Annotated in this window: 19 protein-coding genes and 4 pseudogenes; 10 read left to right on the forward strand and 13 right to left on the reverse strand. The window is 52.4% G+C overall.

Annotated elements, in window-relative coordinates; all coding sequences use genetic code 11:
• Positions 1-52: 52 nt before the first annotated feature.
• The 6 genes from JCM25354_RS06955 to rpmE form a co-directional block, all read right to left on the reverse strand.
• The gene (locus tag JCM25354_RS06955; RefSeq protein ID WP_025885472.1) at positions 53-1,198 is read right to left on the reverse strand and encodes a 5-(carboxyamino)imidazole ribonucleotide synthase; all 1,146 of its coding nucleotides are present in this window, start codon (positions 1,196-1,198) and stop codon (positions 53-55) included.
• On the reverse strand, positions 1,195-1,722 hold the full coding sequence (purE, locus tag JCM25354_RS06960) for a 5-(carboxyamino)imidazole ribonucleotide mutase (RefSeq protein ID WP_051537274.1): 528 nt from the start codon (positions 1,720-1,722) through the stop codon (positions 1,195-1,197). The genes JCM25354_RS06955 and purE overlap by 4 nt, the downstream gene beginning before the upstream one ends.
• Positions 1,723-1,923 carry a YdcH family protein gene (locus JCM25354_RS06965; protein ID WP_025885474.1) on the reverse strand — a complete coding sequence of 67 codons (201 nt, stop codon included), beginning with the start codon at positions 1,921-1,923 and terminating at the stop codon, positions 1,723-1,725.
• Positions 1,924-1,999: 76 nt separating this feature from the next.
• Positions 2,000-2,584, reverse strand: coding sequence for a DUF1013 domain-containing protein (locus tag JCM25354_RS06970; protein ID WP_025885475.1), 585 nt, complete (start codon positions 2,582-2,584; stop codon positions 2,000-2,002).
• 237 nt (positions 2,585-2,821) lie between these two features.
• A complete protein-coding gene (locus JCM25354_RS06975; RefSeq protein ID WP_025885476.1) occupies positions 2,822-3,310 on the reverse strand; it encodes an Hsp20 family protein in 489 nt (162 codons plus the stop codon).
• Positions 3,311-3,470: 160 nt separating this feature from the next.
• On the reverse strand, positions 3,471-3,704 hold the full coding sequence (gene rpmE / locus JCM25354_RS06980; protein ID WP_025885477.1) for a 50S ribosomal protein L31: 234 nt from the start codon (positions 3,702-3,704) through the stop codon (positions 3,471-3,473).
• A gap of 235 nt (positions 3,705-3,939) precedes the next feature.
• Here rpmE and mscL point away from each other — a divergent pair, with 235 nt between their 5' ends.
• Complete coding sequence (gene mscL / locus JCM25354_RS06985) at positions 3,940-4,398, forward strand: large-conductance mechanosensitive channel protein MscL (RefSeq protein WP_025885478.1); 459 nt, start codon at positions 3,940-3,942, stop codon at positions 4,396-4,398.
• A gap of 55 nt (positions 4,399-4,453) precedes the next feature.
• Entirely contained in the window at positions 4,454-4,606 is a 153-nt protein-coding gene (locus tag JCM25354_RS21340) for a hypothetical protein (RefSeq protein WP_159103462.1), read from the forward strand.
• A gap of 285 nt (positions 4,607-4,891) precedes the next feature.
• Here the strand turns inward: JCM25354_RS21340 and secF are convergent, their stop codons facing one another.
• Together secF and secD are read right to left on the reverse strand one after the other, a co-directional pair.
• Positions 4,892-5,830, reverse strand: a complete 939-nt coding sequence (gene secF, locus JCM25354_RS06995) for a protein translocase subunit SecF (protein WP_025885479.1) — start codon at positions 5,828-5,830, stop codon at positions 4,892-4,894.
• A 4-nt stretch (positions 5,831-5,834) separates the two neighbouring features.
• Positions 5,835-7,383: pseudogene (secD, locus tag JCM25354_RS17300) on the reverse strand (protein translocase subunit SecD).
• Positions 7,384-7,510: 127 nt separating this feature from the next.
• On the opposite strand from secD, the pseudogene JCM25354_RS17305 reads away from it, so the two are divergent.
• Positions 7,511-8,510 (forward strand): annotated as a pseudogene (locus JCM25354_RS17305) (Gfo/Idh/MocA family protein).
• Between the two features lie 15 nt (positions 8,511-8,525).
• Here the strand turns inward: JCM25354_RS17305 and JCM25354_RS17310 are convergent.
• Together JCM25354_RS17310 and JCM25354_RS07015 are read right to left on the reverse strand one after the other, a co-directional pair.
• Positions 8,526-10,332 (reverse strand): annotated as a pseudogene (locus JCM25354_RS17310) (ABC-F family ATP-binding cassette domain-containing protein).
• A gap of 35 nt (positions 10,333-10,367) precedes the next feature.
• Positions 10,368-11,111 (reverse strand): PhyR family response regulator anti-anti-sigma factor, encoded by a 744-nt coding sequence (locus JCM25354_RS07015; RefSeq protein WP_025885480.1) that lies wholly within the window; start codon positions 11,109-11,111, stop codon positions 10,368-10,370.
• A 194-nt stretch (positions 11,112-11,305) separates the two neighbouring features.
• Here JCM25354_RS07015 and JCM25354_RS07020 point away from each other — a divergent pair, with 194 nt between their 5' ends.
• From JCM25354_RS07020 to JCM25354_RS07055, 6 genes are all read left to right on the forward strand, one after another.
• Positions 11,306-11,779 carry a sigma-70 family RNA polymerase sigma factor gene (locus JCM25354_RS07020; protein ID WP_084294662.1) on the forward strand — a complete coding sequence of 158 codons (474 nt, stop codon included), beginning with the start codon at positions 11,306-11,308 and terminating at the stop codon, positions 11,777-11,779.
• 142 nt (positions 11,780-11,921) lie between these two features.
• Positions 11,922-12,500 carry a sigma-70 family RNA polymerase sigma factor gene (locus tag JCM25354_RS07025; protein WP_025885482.1) on the forward strand — a complete coding sequence of 193 codons (579 nt, stop codon included), beginning with the start codon at positions 11,922-11,924 and terminating at the stop codon, positions 12,498-12,500.
• Positions 12,501-12,708: 208 nt separating this feature from the next.
• Entirely contained in the window at positions 12,709-12,897 is a 189-nt protein-coding gene (locus JCM25354_RS07030) for a NepR family anti-sigma factor (RefSeq protein ID WP_025885483.1), read from the forward strand.
• A 420-nt stretch (positions 12,898-13,317) separates the two neighbouring features.
• Entirely contained in the window at positions 13,318-14,067 is a 750-nt protein-coding gene (locus JCM25354_RS20060) for a hypothetical protein (RefSeq protein ID WP_148301425.1), read from the forward strand.
• Positions 14,068-14,116: 49 nt separating this feature from the next.
• Complete coding sequence (locus tag JCM25354_RS20065; RefSeq protein ID WP_279379556.1) at positions 14,117-14,716, forward strand: sensor histidine kinase; 600 nt, start codon at positions 14,117-14,119, stop codon at positions 14,714-14,716.
• A gap of 1,079 nt (positions 14,717-15,795) precedes the next feature.
• Positions 15,796-16,359 (forward strand): CreA family protein, encoded by a 564-nt coding sequence (locus JCM25354_RS07055; protein ID WP_084294663.1) that lies wholly within the window; start codon positions 15,796-15,798, stop codon positions 16,357-16,359.
• 941 nt (positions 16,360-17,300) lie between these two features.
• On the opposite strand, the pseudogene mgrA reads toward JCM25354_RS07055, so the two are convergent.
• Both mgrA and JCM25354_RS07070 read right to left on the reverse strand, forming a co-directional pair.
• Positions 17,301-18,322 (reverse strand): annotated as a pseudogene (mgrA, locus tag JCM25354_RS17320) (L-glyceraldehyde 3-phosphate reductase).
• A 34-nt stretch (positions 18,323-18,356) separates the two neighbouring features.
• Positions 18,357-19,445, reverse strand: a complete 1,089-nt coding sequence (locus JCM25354_RS07070; protein ID WP_025885490.1) for an LLM class flavin-dependent oxidoreductase — start codon at positions 19,443-19,445, stop codon at positions 18,357-18,359.
• Between the two features lie 105 nt (positions 19,446-19,550).
• On the opposite strand from JCM25354_RS07070, the gene JCM25354_RS07075 reads away from it, so the two are divergent.
• On the forward strand, positions 19,551-20,639 hold the full coding sequence (locus JCM25354_RS07075) for a Gfo/Idh/MocA family protein (RefSeq protein WP_025885491.1): 1,089 nt from the start codon (positions 19,551-19,553) through the stop codon (positions 20,637-20,639).
• Here JCM25354_RS07075 and JCM25354_RS07080 read toward each other — a convergent pair.
• A complete protein-coding gene (locus JCM25354_RS07080; protein WP_025885492.1) occupies positions 20,614-21,903 on the reverse strand; it encodes an MFS transporter in 1,290 nt (429 codons plus the stop codon). The genes JCM25354_RS07075 and JCM25354_RS07080 overlap by 26 nt on opposite strands.
• Between the last annotated feature and the right edge of the window lie 2 nt (positions 21,904-21,905).

Below are 21,905 nucleotides of genomic sequence, written 5' to 3' on the forward strand. Positions count from 1 at the left end.
CCGTTGCCGATCATATCATCGTAGGCAACGGAAATATGTAAGTTTTGAAGAATCAGGACTTCTGAAGATCTTGTAGTGCTTCATCAAGGCGCGCTGAAACCCCATAAGGACCGGGCAAGGCACCAAGCGGGAACAGGGCGTTGACATGCCCCATCTTACGCCCCGGGCGACAGGTGCTCTTGCCATAGAGATGGAGTGCCAGACCGGAATGTTCCATTATTGTCCCACACATGGCCATACCCTCTGGTCCCAGCAGATTTTTCATCACCGCATCGCTGTGACGGAAAGGGTCGGGTAAGGGCAGATTAGCTACCGCCCTGATGTGCATTTCGAACTGGTCAATCAGACAGGCATCCATTGTCCAGTGACCGGAATTATGCGGTCTCGGAGCAATCTCATTGACCAGCAGCGTTCCTTTTGACGAGACAAACATCTCCACGCCAAGAATGCCGACAAGGCCGATTTCTTCTGCGATCTGTCGAGCAAGTTTTTCGGCTTCCTCTGCAAGGGAAACCGGGATACGCGCTGGCGCAAGACTGACATCGAGAATACCGTCTCGATGCTGGTTTTCCGTCACACTGAAACACCGCATAGCCCCATCGGCGTTCCGGGCCACCATGACGCTGAGCTCTCGCTCGAAATCGACAAATCCTTCGGCAATCAGCGGATAGGGCAATTCCGGGGCAAGCCTTGCCAGTGTCTCCGGATCGGCAATACGGAACTGACCTTTGCCGTCATACCCGAAACGCGTTGTCTTGAGCAGAAACGGATAGCCGAGCTCAGTCGCAGCATTCTCCAATGTCTCTTCATCAGGTACGGACACCCAGGGAGCAACAGGAATATTCCGCTCACCAAGAAACGTCTTTTCCAGAATACGATCCTGGCTGATAGCCAGAACGCGACCTGCTGGATGAACAGGACAGAGTGACGCAAGCAGTTCAAGACCGGCAGAGGAGATGTTCTCGAATTCGAATGTAATGAGATCCACACTCCCGGCAAATCGTCTGAGAACAGCCTCGTCATCATAGGCGCCAACAGTGATTGTGCGGGACGTATCCTGCGCCGGAGGCTCGGGCTCAGCACTGAGTATATGAACCCGATAGCCAAGACGCGATGCTGCAACAGCAGACATGCGCCCGAGTTGTCCACCTCCGATAATCCCGATTGTTGCCCCTCTGGGCAGCGTAGCCTGGGTCATGATTCAGGCGTATCGGCCACGGAGGCCGTCTGCATGGCACGCCATGTATCCAGGCGTGCCTGCACACCCTCGTCATTGAGAGAGAGGATGGAGGCTGCCAGAAGGGCAGCGTTTATTGCGCCTGCCTTGCCGATGGCCAGCGTCCCAACCGGAACGCCACCAGGCATCTGCACGATTGATAGCAGGGAATCCATCCCCTTGAGCGCATGGGACTCAACCGGTACGCCCAGAACGGGAAGGGTCGTCCAGGCTGACACCATACCTGGCAGATGGGCAGCTCCACCAGCACCCGCTATGATAACCTGCAAGCCCCGCCCGCGCGCTGAGCGCGCATAATCGGCAAGTCTATCTGGGGTACGGTGAGCAGAGACGATACGTGTCTCAAAACTGATATCGAGTTCAGTCAGCTTCTCGGCGGCGAAATTCATGGTCGCCCAGTCTGACTGGCTCCCCATGACAATGCCCACTCGAGGGGTCAGGGCAGCGTCTGTCGTCTGGCGATAGAGATCGAGTTCTTCGCTCATTCAGGCAATATCATCCGGTATCAGGCGGTTCTCAATAAAGTTGATCTCGTCCTTGAGGATGAGTTTCCGCTTTTTGAGCCGCTGTAATTGCAGCTGATTAAGAGGGTGTTGCACCAACCGGTCAATCACCGTGTCAAGATCGCGATGCTCGCTCCGGAGCTCATGCAGACGGCGGAGCATGACTTCATGATCGACGAGCATCGTGTTCTTTCCGCTTCACTGACAGGCACTATTGAAGGAATCTTACAACATGGGTGCGGGCTGGTGCCATCTCTTCTTAGCGCGGGCTGTCTTCGAAGTCTGACATTTCCGCGACGACAGGGACACTCTGTCCTTCACGGGCCAGACGCTCATTGGCAGACTGAACCGCGGCATTCAGATCGGTCTGGCTGCAAAGCCCCAGAATGACCGGATCGCGCGGCTTGATATTGGCGCTGTTCCAGTGCTGACGGTCACGCACTTTCGCGATTGTGTCCTTTGTGGTCCCAAGGAGCTTGATAATCTGCAACTCTGAGAGCTGCGGAAACTGACGCAGAACGAAGGCAATAGCATCCGGACGGTCATTGCGGCGTGCGATCGGCGTATAGCGGGCACCTTTGGCACGACGCGCTACCGGATTGGCCTTGGGGGACAGTTTGAGACGCAGATCAGGGTTGCCTTCACAACGCGTTATCTGCTCTTGCGTAAGCTGGTTATTCTTGACCGGATCATAGCCATTGATACCGGCCGCCACTTCTCCGTCAGCTATAGCCTGTACTTCAAGCGGATGCATGCCGCAGAATTCGGCAATCTGTGTGAAGGTGAGGGCAGTTTTGTCGATCAGCCATACTGCGGTGGCTTTCGGCATAAGCGGCAAAGTCATCTCGGTCTATCCTGCATGAGGAGCATTGCTCCAGCAGGCACCGATCAGGAATGTGACGCCCCGGCGATGCCGGAGTGATTTGCACGGCACCTGCTGGATGCATTACAAAGTCTGCGACGATATGGTCTGTGAAACACGGAAGGGTCAAGCCCTTCCGCGCGGAAATCATGAAAAATCTGGCTGCAGCTACCCTTTAGAAAAACTGTCCTGCGTGGCATTCGCGCCATGCAGGAGCCATCAGGCCGCGTGACCTATGGCTATGTCACATTCTTCAGTCACCCCGGTATCAACCTGGCGAGTAGTAGTGCCAAATGTAACAGGAATCCTTCGGGGCTTGAGCGCCTCGGGTTTCATCTGTTGTACACTGATAATCAGCAGACCATTAACCAGTTCAGCACCGGAAATTTCGATGTGATCAGCAAGGGCAAACCGGCGTTCGAAAGCGCGGGTTGCAATGCCACGATGCAGGATTTCACCTGTGCGGCCATGACGCGGGGCATTTCCTTTGATGATCAGCTGGTTATCAGCGAGATAGACCTCAACGTCTTCAGGACCAAATCCGGCAAGAGCCATGGTCACTCGATAAACGTCGTCAGATGCTTTTTCGATATTGTAGGGGGGATAGCTGGTATGGGTCGGCGCATTGGAGACAGCATCATCGACCAAGCGTGCAAGGCGGTCAAAACCGATTGCGGAGCGGAGAAGCGGTGCAAAATCATAAGACATGGTGTGAACCTCCTTCAAGGCAGATCCATCAGCGCGCCCCCGTGATGGCAGACGCAGCTGCATGAGAGAGTTGTCACAACCCGGTGAGGGCGTTGTGACCTTCTGCATGTAGGATCGTTTCCGGGCAGGACAAGAGCCTGCCCGGGAAGGGGTGCCTGAATTACTTCTTGGAGGCGCGGGCGCCGATGCCGGCAAAGCGCTTGTTGAACTTGGCAACCTGACCCCCGGTATCGAGCATGCGCTGCACGCCAGTCCAGGCCGGATGGGATTTCGGATCAACGTCGAGACGCAATGTGTCACCAGCCTTGCCGTAGCAGGAGTTCGTCTTGAACTCAGTGCCATCAGTCATGATGATGGTGATTTCGTGATAATCGGGGTGGATGCCGGATTTCATTATGAATGCCCTTGTTCGAATGCTCCGATGCCGACCGGAGCGGATGGCGCGGCTATAACGGAAAGAAACGATCAGGGGAACGACAAAAACGCAGAAACTTTTATGTGCGCAATGTTTTTTCTATCCAGCAAATCCTTTCTGACCCACATTGCGAGCCGAAACCTTCGTTTGGACGCTGCGCCGCAGGCCGGAAAGTCATTGTTTCATTCAATTTTGCCCTGGAAAAGGACTGATTATGACCGATATACGATCAAAGCTGTCTACACCCGCTTGGATCACAGAGTTCCAGAAATTCATCATGCGTGGCAATGTTATCGACATGGCCGTCGGTATCATTGTTGGCGCTGCCTTTACTTCGATCGTCTCCAGTCTAGTCAAGGATATCCTGACGCCGGGTATCGGATTGCTTACAGGCGGTATCGATTTTTCAAATATTTTCCTGACCCTCAAGGGGCCGGTCCTGCCCACACTTGCTGAAGCACAAAAAGCCGGTGCAGTGACGGTCAATATCGGCGTGTTCCTGAATGCCGTCATACAGTTCCTGATTATTGCATTTGCTGTCTTCTGGCTCATCAAGCTGGTTTCGCGTTTTCAGCACAAGCAGGAAGCCGCTCCGGCAGCTCCGCCGGCACCGACCAAAAGCGAAGTGCTGCTCACGGAGATACGCGATCTGATCGCAAAAGACCCCAAATGAGCCTTCTGGCCTATGCTGACTTGGCCTGAACCGTAACTGGGCGCATGATCGGCTCATGAGCCGCTTTTTCGCCCGTACACTGCTTTGCAGCTTCGCCCTTCTTACCGCCTGTGCAGGCAGGGGTGAAGACGCCATTCTCCAAAACCGCTCTCCCAGCGTTCTCCTTACGAGTTATGCCATTGCCAATGGTATGGCCGAGCACGGATGATCGCACGTATTCTGCAGCACAGGAGTTCAAAGGCAGATATCGCCCGTCTTATCGCTATCGACCATAATACGTGGCAGCTTATAAGACAGGCAGCCTATTCCCCGACAGACCATAACTTCTGTCTCGCCGATGAAGGCATAGCCAGATTCTGGATTATGCTACTCCGGTACCTCAGCCAGCTGGAAAACCGGTGTCAGCAGTCTCGAAATCAGGATCGCCCTGAGACCGGAATGAATAAAAAAGGGCCATTCATGGCCCTTTTTTATGTCTGCATGCTGAATGCTGTCAGGATACCCTGCTGCGGCGAAGCCGCTTTTCGCCCATCAGCAGCAGGAGAGGTGCTGCAATAAAGATCGATGACGATGTACCGACGACGATGCCAAACAGCATAACCGTAGCGAAACCGGAGAGGCTGTGCCCTCCGAAAATTGCCAAGGGAAGAGCTGCGAGGAAAACCGTCATGGAAGTACCCAGTGTGCGGTTCAGTGTCTCATTGATCGACAGATCGAGCAGTTCACGCAAAGGCATGGTGCGGAACTTGCGCAAATTCTCGCGCACACGATCATAGACGACGACCTTGTCATTCGTTGAATAGCCAAGAATGGTCAGGATAGCTGCAACCATCACGAGATCAAACTGGAAGCGCGTGATAGCGAGGAATCCAACCGTCTTCGTCAGATCCAGAACGAGCGTGATCACCGCACTGACAGCAAATTCCCATTCAAAACGTACCCAGATATAGATCAGGATCATTACAAGGCTCAGACCAAGGGCAAGCAATCCGTTGCGGAAAAGCTCGCTTGATACTGAGGCACCAACCGCATCGGCACGAAGAACCTGCGTGCCCGGCTGCGCCTCAACGACAGCATGGCGCACCTCATCAACAAGCGCCTGGGTGGCTGCCTCCTGCTTCGGGCCCGGGGGAGGAGTATCGAGCTGAATCAGCACGTCGTTATCGCTGCCGAATTTCTGCAGACCTGCTGCCGAAATCTGATGTGCAGCCAGAGCATGACGCAGCTTTTCGAAATCGGCGGGTCCTTGGGTCTGGGCTTCCACGACAATACCGCCATGGAAATCGAGCCCCAGTTTCAGACCGGGGACGAAAAACAGCACGACAGAAAGTGCCGAGAGAATGGCCGATGTTGCGAGACCGGCAAAGCGGCCACGCATAAACGGAATATGCTTGTCTTCGCGGACGAAGCGGAGAAGAGGACGTGAGAGCATCGCTTCAGACCGGCAGTTCTGTGGGACGGGTGAGGGCGTACCAGCGCACCATCAGCAGACGCGACAGCAGCATGGTGGTGAAGAGCGTGGTGACGATACCAATAGTGATTGTAAGCGCAAAGCCACGCACAGGCCCTGTTCCAAAAACGAACAGCATGACATGCGCGAGAAAGGCAGTCGCATTACTGTCGATAATGGTCGACGAAGCCCGTTCAAAACCGGCCTGCATGGCCGCAAGAGCGGTACGGCCGCGTTTTACCTCTTCGCGAATACGCTCGTTGATCAGGATATTGGCATCAACAGCCATCCAAGTGTCAGCAGCATGCCGGCCATGCCAGGAAGAGTCAGTGTCGCCTCGAAGAGCGAGAGAATCGCCGTCATCAGAACGAGATTGGCAAGCAAGGCAACATTCGCATAAAGGCCGAAGCGACCATAGAAAAGCGCCATAAACAGAATGACAAGCGCAAAACCCACACCGAGGCTGATTGCTCCTGCACGGATCGAGTCAGCCCCCAGGGATGGGCCGATCGAACGTTGCTCAATAACAGCCAGAGGGGCAGGGAGCGCGCCAGCACGCAGCATCACGGCAAGATCTGTCGCAGCCTGAGCAGTGAAGTTGCCGGTAATCTGGCCATTGCCCTGGGTGATGGCCGAGCGGATGACAGGCGCCTCGATAACCTTGTTATCGAGGACAATGGCAAAACGACGGCCGATATTCTGGGTGGTGGTGCGCGCAAAAGCGCTTGCTCCTGCACGGTTGAAGGAGAAACTGACAGCCCATTCACCTGTTTGCTGGTCGATCGTGGCTCCGGCATTGGTCAGGGCTGCACCGTCAACCTCGACATGATCCATGACTGGCAGAAGGGTATTATTGGCGCTCAGATCCGGCAGCATCGTGGCGCCCGGAGGAGCGATAGTCCCCCCCATGCCATTCGCAAGCAGGCGGAACGTCATTTTTGCCGTCGTCCCCAGAAGGCGCTTGATATGTTCGGGATCGCTGATTCCAGGCAGCTCGACCACGATACGGTCATCGCCCTGGCGGGTGATCTCAGGATCCACCGCGCCTGTGGCATCAATACGACGACGCACAATCTCGATCGACTGGCTGACCGCTTCACGCGCCCGCTGCTTCAGCATTGCCTCGTTCAGCGTCAGAACAAGACGATCATGGTCGAGGGCTGCCGTAACCTCATTGCCTGTTCCTGTAAGCGCTGAAAGAGCAGCAAGGCTTGCCTGGGCTTCGCTGGTATCGCGAGGCAAAAAGCTGAGCGTGCGTGCGGTGTCATCCTTGCGGAAATCACGATAGCCGAGATTTTTTTCGATCAGTACCTGTTTGGCCTGATCTTCTAGACTTTGCAGTCGATCATCGACAAGACTTTGCTGATCGAGTCGAAGCAGGAGATAGGAGCCGCCACGCAGATCCAGCCCAGATGAATCTGGTGCCAGGGAAGTTTAGGCGAGGGCGCGCGCATGAAATTGGGCAGGCAGAGCAGAAGTCCGAGGAAACAGACTCCCAGAACTCCCAGCATGGTAGGCCGACTATAGTACATCATCGAACTGAGCGGCGTCCTTCTTGTAACAACCGGAGATCAAAAATACCGCATGGCGGTCAGGCTGCGGGAAGATGCCGGGTGGCGCTGCGCGTTGCAACCTCCCTCTGCGCCCTGCTACACCAAAAACATGAATTCAGTTGCGTATAAGCCAGGAAAAACCATGTTGAAGGTCGGAATTGTCGGAGCCGGGCATTTCGGCCGGTTCCATGCGCTTAAAGCACGTGGCTGTGCCCGCGAGGCACTGATCGCCCTTTTCGACCCTGACCCGGCACGGGCACGGCTGGTCGCACAGGAAACAGGGTGTAGTGTGGCAGAAAGCCTTGACGCCTGATCGCGCAGGTCGATGCGGTGATCGTGGCAGCCCCCGCCGAGCATCATTTTCCTGTTGCCGCTGCCTGTCTGAAAGCAGGCCGGCACGTACTGGTGGAAAAACCGATTGCCGCGACGCTTGAGGAAGCGCGGGCACTCGCTGCACTGGCCCAGGAAACAGGGTGCGTGCTTCAGGTCGGTCACCTTTTGCGTTATTCTTCCGAACATCGGGCCATTTCCGAACGTATCGGCAAGCCACTCTACATAGAAGCCACACGCATCGCCCCTTTTAAACCGAGGGGGACGGATGTTTCGGTCATCCTCGATCTGATGATCCATGATCTGGATCTTGTTCTTTCTTTCGTTGACTCCCCCATTGAGTCGATCGACGCGGTTGGTGTGGCAGTATCAAGCGAACATGAGGATATTTCGAACGCACGTGTGCGTTTTACTAATGGCTGTGTTGCTCAATTTCGGCAAGTCGCATTTCTCTCAAAACAGAACGCCGCATGCGCGTGTTTTCCGAAGAAGGCTATCTCTCAGCCGATTTTATGGCCCAGGAACTCACAATGATAGGACGCAAGCGCGGCTTGCCTCTCCCGGGGACCGGAGGATTCAGACGCGAAGCGCTGAAATGGAAAGATTGTGACTGCCTTGCCGCCGAACATGATGCTTTTGCGGCCTCATGCCTCGATGGGGTACCCATACTTGTGGATGCAGAAGCCGGGATCAGGGCGCTGGATGCTGCCATAAGAGTGAAGGCCAGTATGGATGCATCCAGAAAGACAATGGAACTTTCCGGCCTGATCACCGGCTAGGCGTATCAGCGCTTATCAGACGCCTGCTTCAAGCTCTTCCTTTTTCATTTCGAGCAGAAGCCAGGCTTCTTCAGCTTCCGTCAGAGCCGTTTCAGCCTGGGTAAGCTCGTCGCTCACACGGCCGAATTTCGCTGCGTTTTTTGAATACAGACCCGGATCGGAAAGAGTGTCCCGCAAAGACTGAATCAGCTTTTCGAGCCGAGCAATTTCCTGAGGCAGTTTTTCAAGTGCCAGCTTGTCTTTGTAGCTGAGTTTTCTGCTTGTCTTTTCAGCCTTTGCGATACTGCCTTTTTCTTTTGCGGGTGACGAGGCGCTTGCTCGTTCCACGGGGGCTGTTCCGCCGGTCTGGGCAAGCATATCGCTATACCCTCCGGCATATTCGATCCACCGTCCGTCACCCTGTGCAACCAATACTGAAGTTGCGACACGATCGAGAAAATCTCGGTCATGGCTGACGAGCATGACAGTGCCCGGGTAATCGTCGAGCATTTCCTGCAAAAGATCCAGGGTTTCAAGGTCCAGATCATTTGTTGGTTCGTCGAGTACCAGAAGATTCGAAGGTTGCGCCAGAGCGCAAGCTAGAGCAAGGCGCCCACGCTCACCTCCCGAAAGAACACCAACGGGCGTGCGGGCCTGTTCCGGTCGAAAAAGAAAATCCTTCATGTACCCAATGACATGACGTTTCTCGTCGCCAACCTGCACCATGTCACCAGCACCGCCCGTCATCGTATCAGCCAGGCTGAGTGTTGGGTCGAGGCTGGCGCGCCGCTGATCAAGAGTTACAAGTCTGGTAGACGGGCCGATCTGAACACGACCACTATCCGGCTGATCTTCTCCGGTCAGAAGACGCAGGAGAGTTGTTTTTCCCATGCCGTTCGCACCGACAATACCAAGCCTGTCCCCTTTCAGCACGCGCAGATCGAGGTTCTTGACTACGACACGATCACCAAAAGCTTTGGTTACGTTTTCAGCAACTGTCGTGAGTTTTCCTGTGGTTTGTGATTCAGAAACAGTTAGCTTGAGGGCCCCTCGGAACTGACTTGCAATTTCCTGGCGTCTGGAGCGCAATCCAGCCAGTTCTGCCACACGGCGTACGTTGCGTTTACGCCTTGCCGTAACGCCATAACGCATCCAGTCTTCTTCACGTGCGATTTCACGATCAAGTTTGTGGGCCGCCAGTTCCTCAAGGGCCAGCACTTCTTCACGCCAGTCCTCAAAACGGGCAAAACCCTGATCAAGGCGTCGTGTAACCCCCTGTTCCAGCCAGACAACAGCGCGCGAAAGCGTTTCAAGCAAACGGCGGTCATGGCTGATCACAATCATGCTGAGCGCATGGATGCCAGCTCGCGCTCAAGCCAGGTAATGGTTGGGAGATCAAGATGGTTTGTTGGCTCGTCGAGCAGAAGAAGATCGGGCCGGGCAGCAAGGCACGGGCGAGGGCGCATCGTCTTGCTTCACCGCCTGAGAGGGTCGCGGTGCTTTCCTCACCGGTCAGACCGAGTTCGCTCAGCATGCTGCGAGCAAGATAATCTTCTTCCGGCTCAAGATCCTGTGCGACATAATCATAGCTGGTCACAAAGGCTGAAAGATCGGGCTCCTGTGGCAGATAGACAATTTTAACGCCGGGCTGGACAAAGCATTGTCCCGAATCGGGCAGGATTTCGCCAGCAGCGATGCGAAGAAGCGTTGATTTACCAGATCCGTTACGCCCGACCAGGCAAAGCTTCTCGCCAGGAGCTACCCCGATTTCGGCGCCGTCCAGTAGAGGACGACCTCCAAGAGAGTAGACGATATCACGAAGATGAAGGATCGGTGCGGCCATAAGCCTATGTGTCGCACGACCCCTTGTGATGCAAGTCAGATTGACTTCAACCCGCCCGTTACAGCCTGGTAGGTCGTGATAGCGAGTGTCGTCGGCTCGAAAGGCTTGGTAATGATGAACGAGGGTTCTTCCTGCTCACCGGTCAGCAGACGTTCAGGATAAGCTGTGACAAAAATCACAGGTGCCTGGTGGTCCTTCATGATGCGCCCCACAGCATGCATGCCATCACCACCGCCGCCAAGATTGATGTCTGCCAGAATAAGGCCCGGACGAGTTTCCTTTGCGATACGCACGGCATCGGCTTCGTTATAAGCCACTCCGGCAATACGATGGCCACATTGCTGCACGACATCCTGGATATCCATTGCAATGATTGGCTCATCCTCAATGATGAGTACGCTGGTTTCGGCAACCGAACGCAGACCTTCATTGGCTTTTGTGATATCAGCGAGAATCTCGCTTTCAGACCGTCCCAGAATAAGCGCCACCGCGCTCAGTGGAACCTCTTCAAGAGAGGTAAGCAACAGGACAAGGCGCTGGGTGAGGGTCAGGGAGGAAGCGCTGTGAGTATCTTCACTCTTTTGACGGAAGCACTCGATTACCGAACGATAGAGACGGAAGCGTGCCCCGATATCGTGTCCACCCTTGCGATTAGCCATATCTTTGATGGCAAGGGCGACAAGCTGGTCGCCCTGTTTCTGACTGCCTTCAAGAGCCCTTGCAAAACGACGCGCAAAGGGCAAGGCTTGAATCAGGTCTTGGCGCTCTGCATCGACCATTGAGTAACGAAGCTCCGAAAAATTCACGGACAGAAAGCGGTCTGTAGTGTCAGAATGGCACTTTTTCGGATTTCAGCAAAGAGGAATGCTTTGACCCGGTTCGAGGAGATCGCGCTCTGAGTGCGAACCATATAACACAAAAGTCAGGCAGTGTCGGCAAAGATGATCCCGTAAGGAGGGGGATTGCCGTCCACTTGTCTGATTTGCGTGGCTTTGCCCGCTATCTGACACGAGATATCGCTGCAGCGGACGATCTTGTGCAGGATACGGTGTTGCGTGCGCTCGGCGCGCGCGCCCAGTTTGTCGAGGGTACAAATATCAAGGCATGGCTGTTTACGATACTGAGGAACATTTTCTACGAGCAGCGACGCCGCAAGGTAAAAGAAACAGAAATCCTCTCTGAGATATCACGAGATAGTGAAGAGGGGGGTGACGGTGGCCAAGGGTATCACGATCATGTTCTTGATCTTTCCGTTCTGCTCTGGCGTCTTCCCGAAACGCTTCGAGAGGCGCTTATTCTCGTGGGTGCGCAGGAAATGAGCTATGAAGAAGCAGCTGAGATCTGTTCCTGCCCCGTTGGTACGATGAAGGCACGCGTTTCAAGAGCAAGGGCCAAACTGGCCGAGATCACCGCCTCTCCAGCTACAGAGACAAGGAACTCTTCCTAGAGAGCAGGATCAATCGGACATCCGGGGCCGCTTTCTCTCGGCAAGAAAAAATAAATTCAAAAAATCGCGCCCTGTCGCAACCAATCTCTCATACCGTTCATTGGTCCGGTGAAAAGCACTGAAAGCGAAGAAGGATTTTCGCATGTCCAGTTTCCATGACCAGGTTATCCAGATTCTCCCCAAGCTGCGAGTTCAGGCTCTGTCGCTCACACGAAACCGCTCTGCCGCTGAAGACCTGGTTCAAGATGCTGTCTGCAATGCCCTTGCCGCACAGGACAGCTTCATCCCAGGTACGAACTTCTCTGCCTGGATGCATCGTATTCTTCGCAATCGCTTTATCTCGGATTTGCGCAAACGTCGTGAAACAACAGATATCGACGATGTGCCTGCATCTTCGTTTGCGAGCAATGCTACACATGAAGACAGTCTCGCCCTGAAAGACCTTTCCATGGCACTGTCACGGTTGCCCGCCGACCAGCGTGAAGCCTTGGTAATGGTGGTTGTGCAGGGCATGAGCTACGAGGCTTTGGCTGAAGCCACCGGTTGTGCTGTCGGCACAGCAAAAAGCCGCGTTTTCCGTGCACGTCGTCAGCTTGAGGCATGGATGACCGGCGATCTGCCGGCCAACGACAAGCTTCGCGTCAAAGTTGCTGCACTTCGTGCCACGCTTGATGATCGTCGTCGCAAGGGACTGAAATCTGACGATCTTTTCACGTTCTGAGTGAATAGATACTGTCCGGACTCAATCTTCTGCAAATTGTGCGATTTTCTCGCCATAGATGAGGGAGATGATCATGTATCATCTCCCTCAAATGCAATTCCGGCTTTCCTTTTATTCAAAATACGCTGATTAAATCTCCGTGGTGCAACTCAGAGGCAGGACCTTTGTTAAGGCTGCATGGGTCTATTTCTTTTGTTGAGGTGATAACATGACTGGGGGAAAGGACGGCGCGCCGGAGAAGCCCCGCCAGGCAGAAAATTCATCTGAACACGAGAACCCGTTCGACATTTGGCTCAAGCGTGGACTGCATCAGCTTTTCGACGACGTGGCCAATGAGCCCATCCCTGAAGAACTGCTACGTCTGATTGAAGAAGATCGTGACGATCGCGCTCCATGAACGTGGGGTGAAAACGTCCGGCTTGATTGGTCATGAGGCTTGTGATTGATCCTTTGTTTTTTCAAGACCGTTCAAGGGCGTTCAATTGAGATCTGGCCTTTTCGACACTGTTGGTTCCCGCGTAATGGCTTTGATCGTTTGCACGTCATTGCCGCTGGCCTGTGTTGCCGGGATTCTCGCATGGCACACGTATCTTGCTACCTCTGACAACAGTTTTGATCGTACCCAGCGGACGCAACAAGTGCCCGCCATGAAATTACCAGAGATATCGACCGTACACGGAATGCTCTTCAGATCCTTGCGCACATTGGCCTTCACGAAGAGATTGCGCCTAGAGCTTTCGATCTTATCCAATCTCTGAATCAGCAGCATTATTGTTCTCTCGAACTCATCGACCGTGATGGCAGGGCTGTCTCTTCCTTGCCCCATCAGGACAATCATCCTGATTTTTGTGGTGGGGAAGAAACCCCCACTCCTGAAACACAGATCAGGAAACAGGGAGCTGTAGGTGTTCCCTCCGATGTAAAAATTCTTCTGCAGGGTGACGTGCCAGTTCTGCGGATTGCTGTACCGCTCAATTACATCGACCGGACTGGAAGTGTTAGTCCAGGCCAGCTAGTGGCAACTCGGCCGCTGGTCAATTCTCATTTGGTCAATTCGGCTGAATACGTGCATCCTGCCACTGATCCTGAAGATGGTGCGACCGATCTTTGGCTTTATACAGGAGAGGCCACGCCCGTCGCTCTTACACCCAATCAGAAACTAGCTACCCCTTGGTCTCCATCAGCGCTTACTCGCCTGAATATGGACCTCAAAGCGAACCGGCATCTCGATCATTTTCAGGTTGGCGGTATTTATTACACACTTGGCCCAGGATATGGCCCTGCATGTATAGTCGCAGTCTCTGCACGAAGCATCGCTGAAACGCGGGCACTACAGCTTTTTCTGGCTCGGGTGACGTTGATTGTCCTGATCCTGATCGTTGAGTTACTGCTTGTCGCTCTTGCAGCGCAAAGATATCTGGTCGAACCTCTGGAAAAATTGGCAATCAGCGTTGCGACTGGCGTCGACACGGCACATTTCAACCTGATCTGCCGCACGCATTGCCTCTTGAAATACGCCAGATGGAGCGCGCATTCAGTCGCGCGACAAGACGGTCGATCGGCATGAGGCCCGTCTCCAAAGAGCAGCAAAACAGCAGGACCTGCTCATCAAGGAAATTCATCATCGAGTTAAAAACAACTTGCAGATCGTTGCCTCCCTGCTGAACCTGCAAGCCAACAGAATCAAGCTGCCTGAAGCCCGCGAGGAGTTTCATCTTGTCAGGGATCGCGTTCGGTCATTGGCGACCCTGCATCGACATCTTTACCCCGAAGGGGGTTTGTCGACACTCGATATACGAGCTTTTCTAGAGGAGCTTGCAAGTCAGATATTTACCGCCAACAACCGCATCAATCGTGGTCGCATCAGTCTGTCACTCAATGTCGAAACCATGCCTATCACGCCAGATCAGGCAGTCCCACTTGCCTTGATTGTTACCGAGGTCGTGACGAATGCTTTGCGCTACGCTTTTCCCGACGAACGTGCTGGTTCTGTTTTCATCGGATTGCATCGGGTAGAGGACAATGCGCTCCTCATTATCAGGGATGACGGTGTAGGGCTCGCAAATGCCTCGCCAAACGACGTCGACAAACGAGAAGGTATTGGCCTGCAACTGGTACGTGGTTTTGGAAGACAATTAGGCGCCACCCTAGAAATATCTTCCGAATCAGGAACGGAATATCGCATGACTTTCTCGATACAGGCTCTCCGTCGTTGAAATTTGAAATGTTTTAACAAAAGTCCGAACAAAATAATATATTCTATTTTACTACCGTAAGAATTTACATACAATGTCTCACTAATATACCTTATTATAAACAATTTCTAGCCTTAAGAAAGTGGCATTGAACATTGTACGGATATATAAAAAAAGGTATAATATTTCAGGAATAATGCATATAAATAATACTGTAAAACTTTATCGTATCTATACAATCTTAGGCCAGAATATCTCAGAATAAGGATAATAACCTATAACCGGTATTGATCGGAACACAGCCGAAATATGTGCTTGCAGTACTAGCGCGATTTCCGGTTTCGTACGGTAGTTCTGCAAGGATGGCGGTGCACCTACCTTATCCGTGCACGCGATTTTCCTTGTCCGACTTTCTGACCAGAACAATCCAAGACCTAACACCAGCGAGATTTTGCCCCGGAATGCAGGATTCGATCCCTGAGCCAGTCAGCGTCATGACCTTGGTCAGCCTGTATCTATTCAACTGGCGGGAGACTGTCCGGAAAATGTGCCGCATTGGTGTAATCACTGATCTGACCTGCTGTTATAAAAGAAGTTTGGCGGACATGCGTTCCTGTCAATGACAGCATGCAGCTTTGTATTCATCCTACCTTTTGTGCGTCCGACCAGACGGTTTGGAAACCCTTTTTACCTGTAAGCCTGAAGCCGTACGATATGCCTTGAGACAGGCTGCATCAATCATGACAGCCTGAGGTTATGTCTTCGCTGCTATCAGTCCGTCCATTACATGGATGACTATTCTCATAGCACTCCATTGCTTCCAGAGGTTGTAAGGCGTTTCGTATGGATCGATATTCCCAGAGAATATCATGCCAGCAAAGGCCATTACGGTTAGCGAGACTAATCGCCTTGTATCAATATGTTCTGGGTCTAACGATAAGTCATTCTGCATAAACGATACCACGATGCCCTGGCCATACTTGAAACGGAATTGCAAAAAATCCGCTATATGAGGTTACGGTCACCTAGCAAATACTTATCAAAGAATAGGACCACTTGATCTGACTGGATAAGCGATTCCAGCTGAAGTAGAAAAGACCATGCTGTCTGACATCGATCAACCAAACGTTGGTTACTTATTGGGGTTGCCAGATCCTGCAGAAGGATCCTTCTTATTGAACAGGAAAGTGATGAACCTTTTTTCTGTATCTACTCTACGCCGTATGACGTTTGTTTTTTTTCTGGCCGGCTTAGCTACGGGCGCCGCCTTTGCCGAAACGGCCACAACGCTCGGCGGAGTAAACACATCGTTCCATCTGTTCGGATCGCATGATGTTCAGGTTTCATCCTTCAGGGATCCGGATCTGTCCGTCACATGCTATCTTTCAAGAGCCCAGACCGGGGGGATCAAGGGGGCGATCGGGGTCGCAAGAAATCCAACTCGTTTTTCGCTTGCCTGCGTAAAAAATGGCGATTTCCAGCCAGATATTTCCAAGTTGCCCAAGCAGCAGAACATTACGAAGCTGCGAAATTCTTTTATGTTCACAAATCTTATTATCACGAGAATGATCGATCCGGAGCAGAGTGCTGTTGTCTATCTTGTGACCAGTCAGGGTTTGATCGACGGCTCACCGGCCAATGCCATTTCAGCTATTTCGTGGTGAAATCTATTCTGGTTTGCCGCGAATAACACTTTACTGACATAACATGCACGGTTGGCGGACTAACAGACAGAGAATATGATATCATCTGCTCAAGCCGTCCAACCGGAAACCTTTTTTGCCACATGCTCTACTTTTTTGAGCGCTGTAGAGCGGACGAAACTATAGACAAAGACAAGGGTTTTCTGAATCTTTTATATATTGAACCAACTTGATAAATCGGTCATCAGCGGATTTATCTCTTGCGCTTTACCTTGGAGCATCTCAGGAGAAAACTCTGATTGATCTAGCAGCTCTGACTCACATTGGATTTGAGCAAGTAGTAAGGAATTATAAAACTCCAATGCGGACGACATCATATCGATCTCGTCTAACCATTTTTGCTCGCTCCAGACCTTGTCCATCTTTCAACTTTGCTCTCGCAGGAATCGTAAGAGTTTTGATTTGCTCTCACCTCGATAAAGAGTAACTACTGTACCAAAGTTAACATCTGGTGTTTTTCGGGATAACGATATTTCCTGCATGAAGTGAGGTCTGGTTTCACCTAGAGAAATGCACATTCACTCCGTTTATTGAGACTTCCTCCAAGTTTCCGATAGATGTCTCAATGCTCCTTAAGGGATGTACGTTCTATCCAAAATGCTTATTCCTTAAATAATTTTGTATTAAATATATACCAAGGTATATTTATGAAATTTTTCTTCATTTTCAAAAAAAGTAAGATGGACATCCAGATTCCAATTTTTCAATTACTTATATTAAGATGCCCATCACTTACTGGAAACGGATCTCTTAAACCTTGCGGTCACTCAGATCCGGGAACAGAAGCTCAAAATCCTCTACCACCTTGAACTTTATCACCATCTAGCGCGCAACCGAAATATCAGCTGCCCCCCAAAAAAAGCCACAATCAATCCAAGGCCCAATTTATTGGGATGTAAAATCTAATTTGATAGATCACGCCACAAGTCTATATTTCCTTCTCGGGCATATTGATCGATCAGAGCCAGTTCATCCGAGCTGAAAGACTGATTTTTCAGTGCATCGAGTGAATCGTCAAGCTGCTGAATATTGCGCGCACCGATAAGGCTGATGTAACCCGGGAATCGCGCAGGATCCAGGCAATCGCCATCTGTGCCAGGGACTGCCCGCGTTTCTGCGCAATATCATTCAGAGCCCGAACATGTGAGATATTGTCATCCGATAGCATTGTACGGACGAACGAGTCTCCAATGGCGGCGCGGGAGTTTTCGGGTACTCCATTGAGATATTTGTCAGTGAGAAGTCCCTGGGCAAGCGGCGAAAAGGCAATACATCCAACACCGAGATTTTCCAGCGTATCCAACAGTTCCACCTCAACCCAGCGGTTGAGCATCGAATAAGAAGGCTGGTGAATGAGGAGTGGTACGCCTTCAGCCTTCAGGATGGCAGCTGCCTGCCTTGTTCTCTCCGGACCATAGGATGAGATACCAACATAAAGTGCCTTTCCCTGACGATGCATCTGCACGAGGGCACCCATCGTTTCTTCCAGAGGAACGTCCGGTGTAGGGCGATGAGAATAAAAGATATCGACATAGTCGAGATCCATTCGTCGCAGGCTCTGATCAAGGGAGGCCAGCAGATATTTGCGTGATCCGCCGTTGCCATAGGGACCAGGCCACATATCCCAACCGGCCTTCGAGGAAATGATCATCTCATCACGGTGTGCCGAAAAATCTTTCTTCAGTATTGTACCGAAGTTTTCTTCTGCAGAACCGTATGGAGGCCCGTAGTTGTTAGCTAGATCAAAATGGGTCACCCCGCAATCGAAAGCACGCCTGATCACGGCACGACCGGTCTCAAACACATCAATCCCCCCGAAATTGTGCCACAGACCTAGCGAGATGGGGGGAAGATCAAGGCCAGAGCCACCACAACGACGGAAGGTCGCTGCATCATAACGGGAGGGGTTCACAGTCCAGCTCATGGGCTTTCCTTTCGGATGTCTCGTAGTACAAATCTCAGTTGAACCGGGATAATGGCGTGTGGTTCAGAAATGGCAGTACGTGCCGGGCAAAAAGATCACATTCGACTTGATGAGGATAGCCCGAAAGAATGAAAGCCTCCATTCCAAGCTCCTGATAAGCGCGAAGCCTGGCCAGTATCTGGTCAGGATTGCCGACCAAGGCCGCCCCGCATCCAGAGCGAGCGCGACCGATGCCGGTCCAGAGAATATCTTCAACGTACCCCTCGCTGTCTGCTCGATCACGCAGGGCACTCTGATGCAGCACCCCGGCCGTTACAGCGTCCAGTGATCGGTTGCGGATACGATCCCCTGCTGATGCATCCAACCTGGAAACCAGACGGGATGCTGCTTTGCGGGCTTCCCTTTCGGTATCCCGGACAATGACGTGCACGCGGTAGCCAAACCTCAGATTGCGACCATGCCGGGCAGCTCGAACACGCATGTCAGAGAGAACACTCTCAACTCCTTCGAGAGTATCGGGCCACATCAGATAGACGTCTGCCGCTGCAGCTGCTGTTTCTCTCGCTGCTTCAGAAAGGCCACCAAAGTAGAAAAGGGGAGACTTACCGCCATAACCCTGTAAGCGAGGTGGAGTGACAGAAAATTTGTGGAACTCTCCATCAGTATCCACGGATTGACCGCTCAGCAGGGCGCGCAGGATCTGCATGAATTCCAGTGTGCGCCTGTATCGTGGTGCGCTTTCCAGTGTCTCGCCGGGAAGATCCGATGAGATGATATTGATATCGAGGCGGCCTTCAAGCATCTGGTCGAGTGTAGCAATCTGTCTTGCCTGCTGAGGTGCCCAGACTTCTCCGCAGCGAATGGCCGTCAGCAGTTTAAGGCAGCGCAGCAGTGGGGCCATACCTCCTGCAAAGGCCATTGTATCCAGCCCCAGGCTGTATCCTGACGGAAGCAAGATACGGTCAAACCCACCTTTTTCAGCACCCAGAACAATGTTGCGGCAATGCTCCCATGATGATTCCAGATTTTTGTCCGGGACACCGAGAAATTCGTAATCGTCATCACACAGAGCCGAAAACCAGCTTACTTCACAGGACGGAAACGATTCAGAAGAGGCTTGCATATAAAAGTCCGAAACCACAGTTTTATATAGTTCTATCATGACTTAACACGCTGAGGAATTGCTGTATATGGAGTTTTACGACAGCAACTGGATGTGTGGCGAAAAATGCGTTTTATTCTCGTTGGTACCGGCCTTATGGCTCAGGAACATATTCGCAATCTGGCACTTGTGCCTGGAACAAGCGTTGTAGCTCTTGTTGATCCTGAACCCTCATCTATTGTCTGGGCAAAAGAAAGCCTTCGGACGAGCTGGGGTGATGGAGCGGACAATATTCCGTCCTATACGGACATACCATCCATGCTTGCAATGACTGACGCTGACGCTGTAATTATCGCTTCACCGAATTACACGCATCACGATGTGCTTTTACCGCTTCTCAACACGGATCTTCATATTCTCTGTGAAAAACCGCTCTGCACCACTATTGTCGATGCGACGAATATTGTCACACTCACACAAGGGCGAAGAGGTATTTTCTGGGTAGGGATGGAATACCGGTTCATGCCGCCGGTTTCACGTTTTATAGAAGATATCCATGAGGGCAGAATTGGTACCTTGCGACGACTGGCGTTGCATGAACACCGTTTTCCCTTTCTGGCCAAGGTCGGTGACTGGAACCGTTTCAACCGTAATACTGGCGGTACAATGGTTGAAAAATGCTGCCACTTCTTCGATCTCATGAACTTCATCATACGCGCCAACCCAGTCAGCGTTTTCTGTTCTGGTGCCGCGGATGTGAACCATCTCAATGAGCGTTATGACGAAGAAGTGCCAGATATCATCGACAACAGTTATACGATCGTCGATTTTGATAACGGTGTGCGCGCCATGCTGGATCTATGCATGTTTGCAGAAGGGGCCGAGGAGCAGGAGCAACTTGTGGCAATCGGTGATTACGCAAAGCTGGAAGTAGGTATTCCGTCAGGGAACAAGGTTTTCTCTCCCCGCGTAGCTGTAGGCGAGCCCAAGCCTGTTATGCGGGAGAGTATTGAAGTTCATGATGACGTACTGGCTGCTGGACATCATCATGGAGCGACTTATTTTCAACTACTGGCGTTTCTGGATGCGGCCGCTGGACGCGCATTCGTTCAGGTAACAGCTGCAGATGGTCTTCTGGCAGTAAAACTCGGCGTTGCAGCAGAGATCAGCGCCCGGGAAAAAAGAATGGTCAGACTGTCAGAACTGGACGGTTAAGAGTTGGATCAGCTGGCCTGGCCAGAAGTTTTCGGACAGGAGCGAAGAAGGTCAGGACAAACCATCCCAGAATATAGGCCACAGCGCAGTAAGCAAAAACAGGGCCCATCGACTGATCCGGAGCGGCAAAACGCCCCAGAAGATGAAGCATAAGTGCGCCACCGATATTTCCTGCAAATGCGCCAACTCCCGTTGCGCGTCCAGTCATCCGGGTATGGGACCATTCGGTGATGAACCCGAAAAGATTGGTGGCGAAGACCTGATGCGCAGCCAGAGCAAGTCCGCAGACTGCAATGCCGAGGGCAAGACTAGACGTTGTGATAAGGAGAGGGAGTGGTAGTACACATAATGCGGCCAGGGCCATAATGACGCGTCGTGCCGTCTCATGTTTGCATCCGGTTCGCATCAGGAAAACAGGGGCGTAACCACCAAAAATTGAGCCAAGCCCTGCCATACCATAGGCTATAGCGAGAGGAAGGCCCATCGAAGACGGCTCAAGTGCGAAGCGCCGATGGAGCAGGTCTGGCAACCAGAACAGCAGGAACCACCAGACCGGGTCGGTAAGAAATTTTCCAAGCGCAAAGCCTGTAACAAAGCGCCATGCGGGCAGGGGAGGGTCTTCGGCGTACTCTGTTGCCAGAACAGGAACCTCGTTGTCCTTTACGCGAGCAAAGCGGAACCACAGGAAGGCACAGAACAGACCTGACACCCCAACTGTGATGATCGTGCCGCGCCAACCCAGCAGAGGAAAGAGAAGAGCCACGATCAAAGGCGTACCCATCGCTGCCAGATTGGGAGCCGCATTGAGTAGACCGATCATGCGCCCCTGAGTTTCGCGGGGAAATGTTGTTCTGAGAGCTTTCATGCTGGCGGGCGTACCCACCCCCTCAAACAACCCCAGCGCGATCCGAACAGCCATAAATCCGCTTACGCTGCGGACCACAGCATGCAGCATGGTTGCAATGCTCCACCCGGTCAGACCTATGCCCAAGGTTCTCTTTATTCCCAGATGATCAACAAGCCATCCACTAGCCAGCAGGCTGAGGGCAATCATGACCTGCGACCATGAAGAAATGGAAGCATAATCTGCGGCGGTCCAGCCAAAAACACGGTCGAGTTCAGGCTTCAGCAGAGCAATGATCTGTCGATCTGCATAGGCAATGATACTAATAAGAAACAACAGAAGCGGTATGAGAACAGGCTGTCCTTTGGTTGTCTCGATCCCGACTGCGTTCTTGTATGGAGGGGAGAACCGTGCGGTCATCG

The sequence above is a fragment of the Asaia prunellae JCM 25354 genome (assembly GCF_000613885.1).
GTDB lineage: Bacteria > Pseudomonadota > Alphaproteobacteria > Acetobacterales > Acetobacteraceae > Asaia > Asaia prunellae.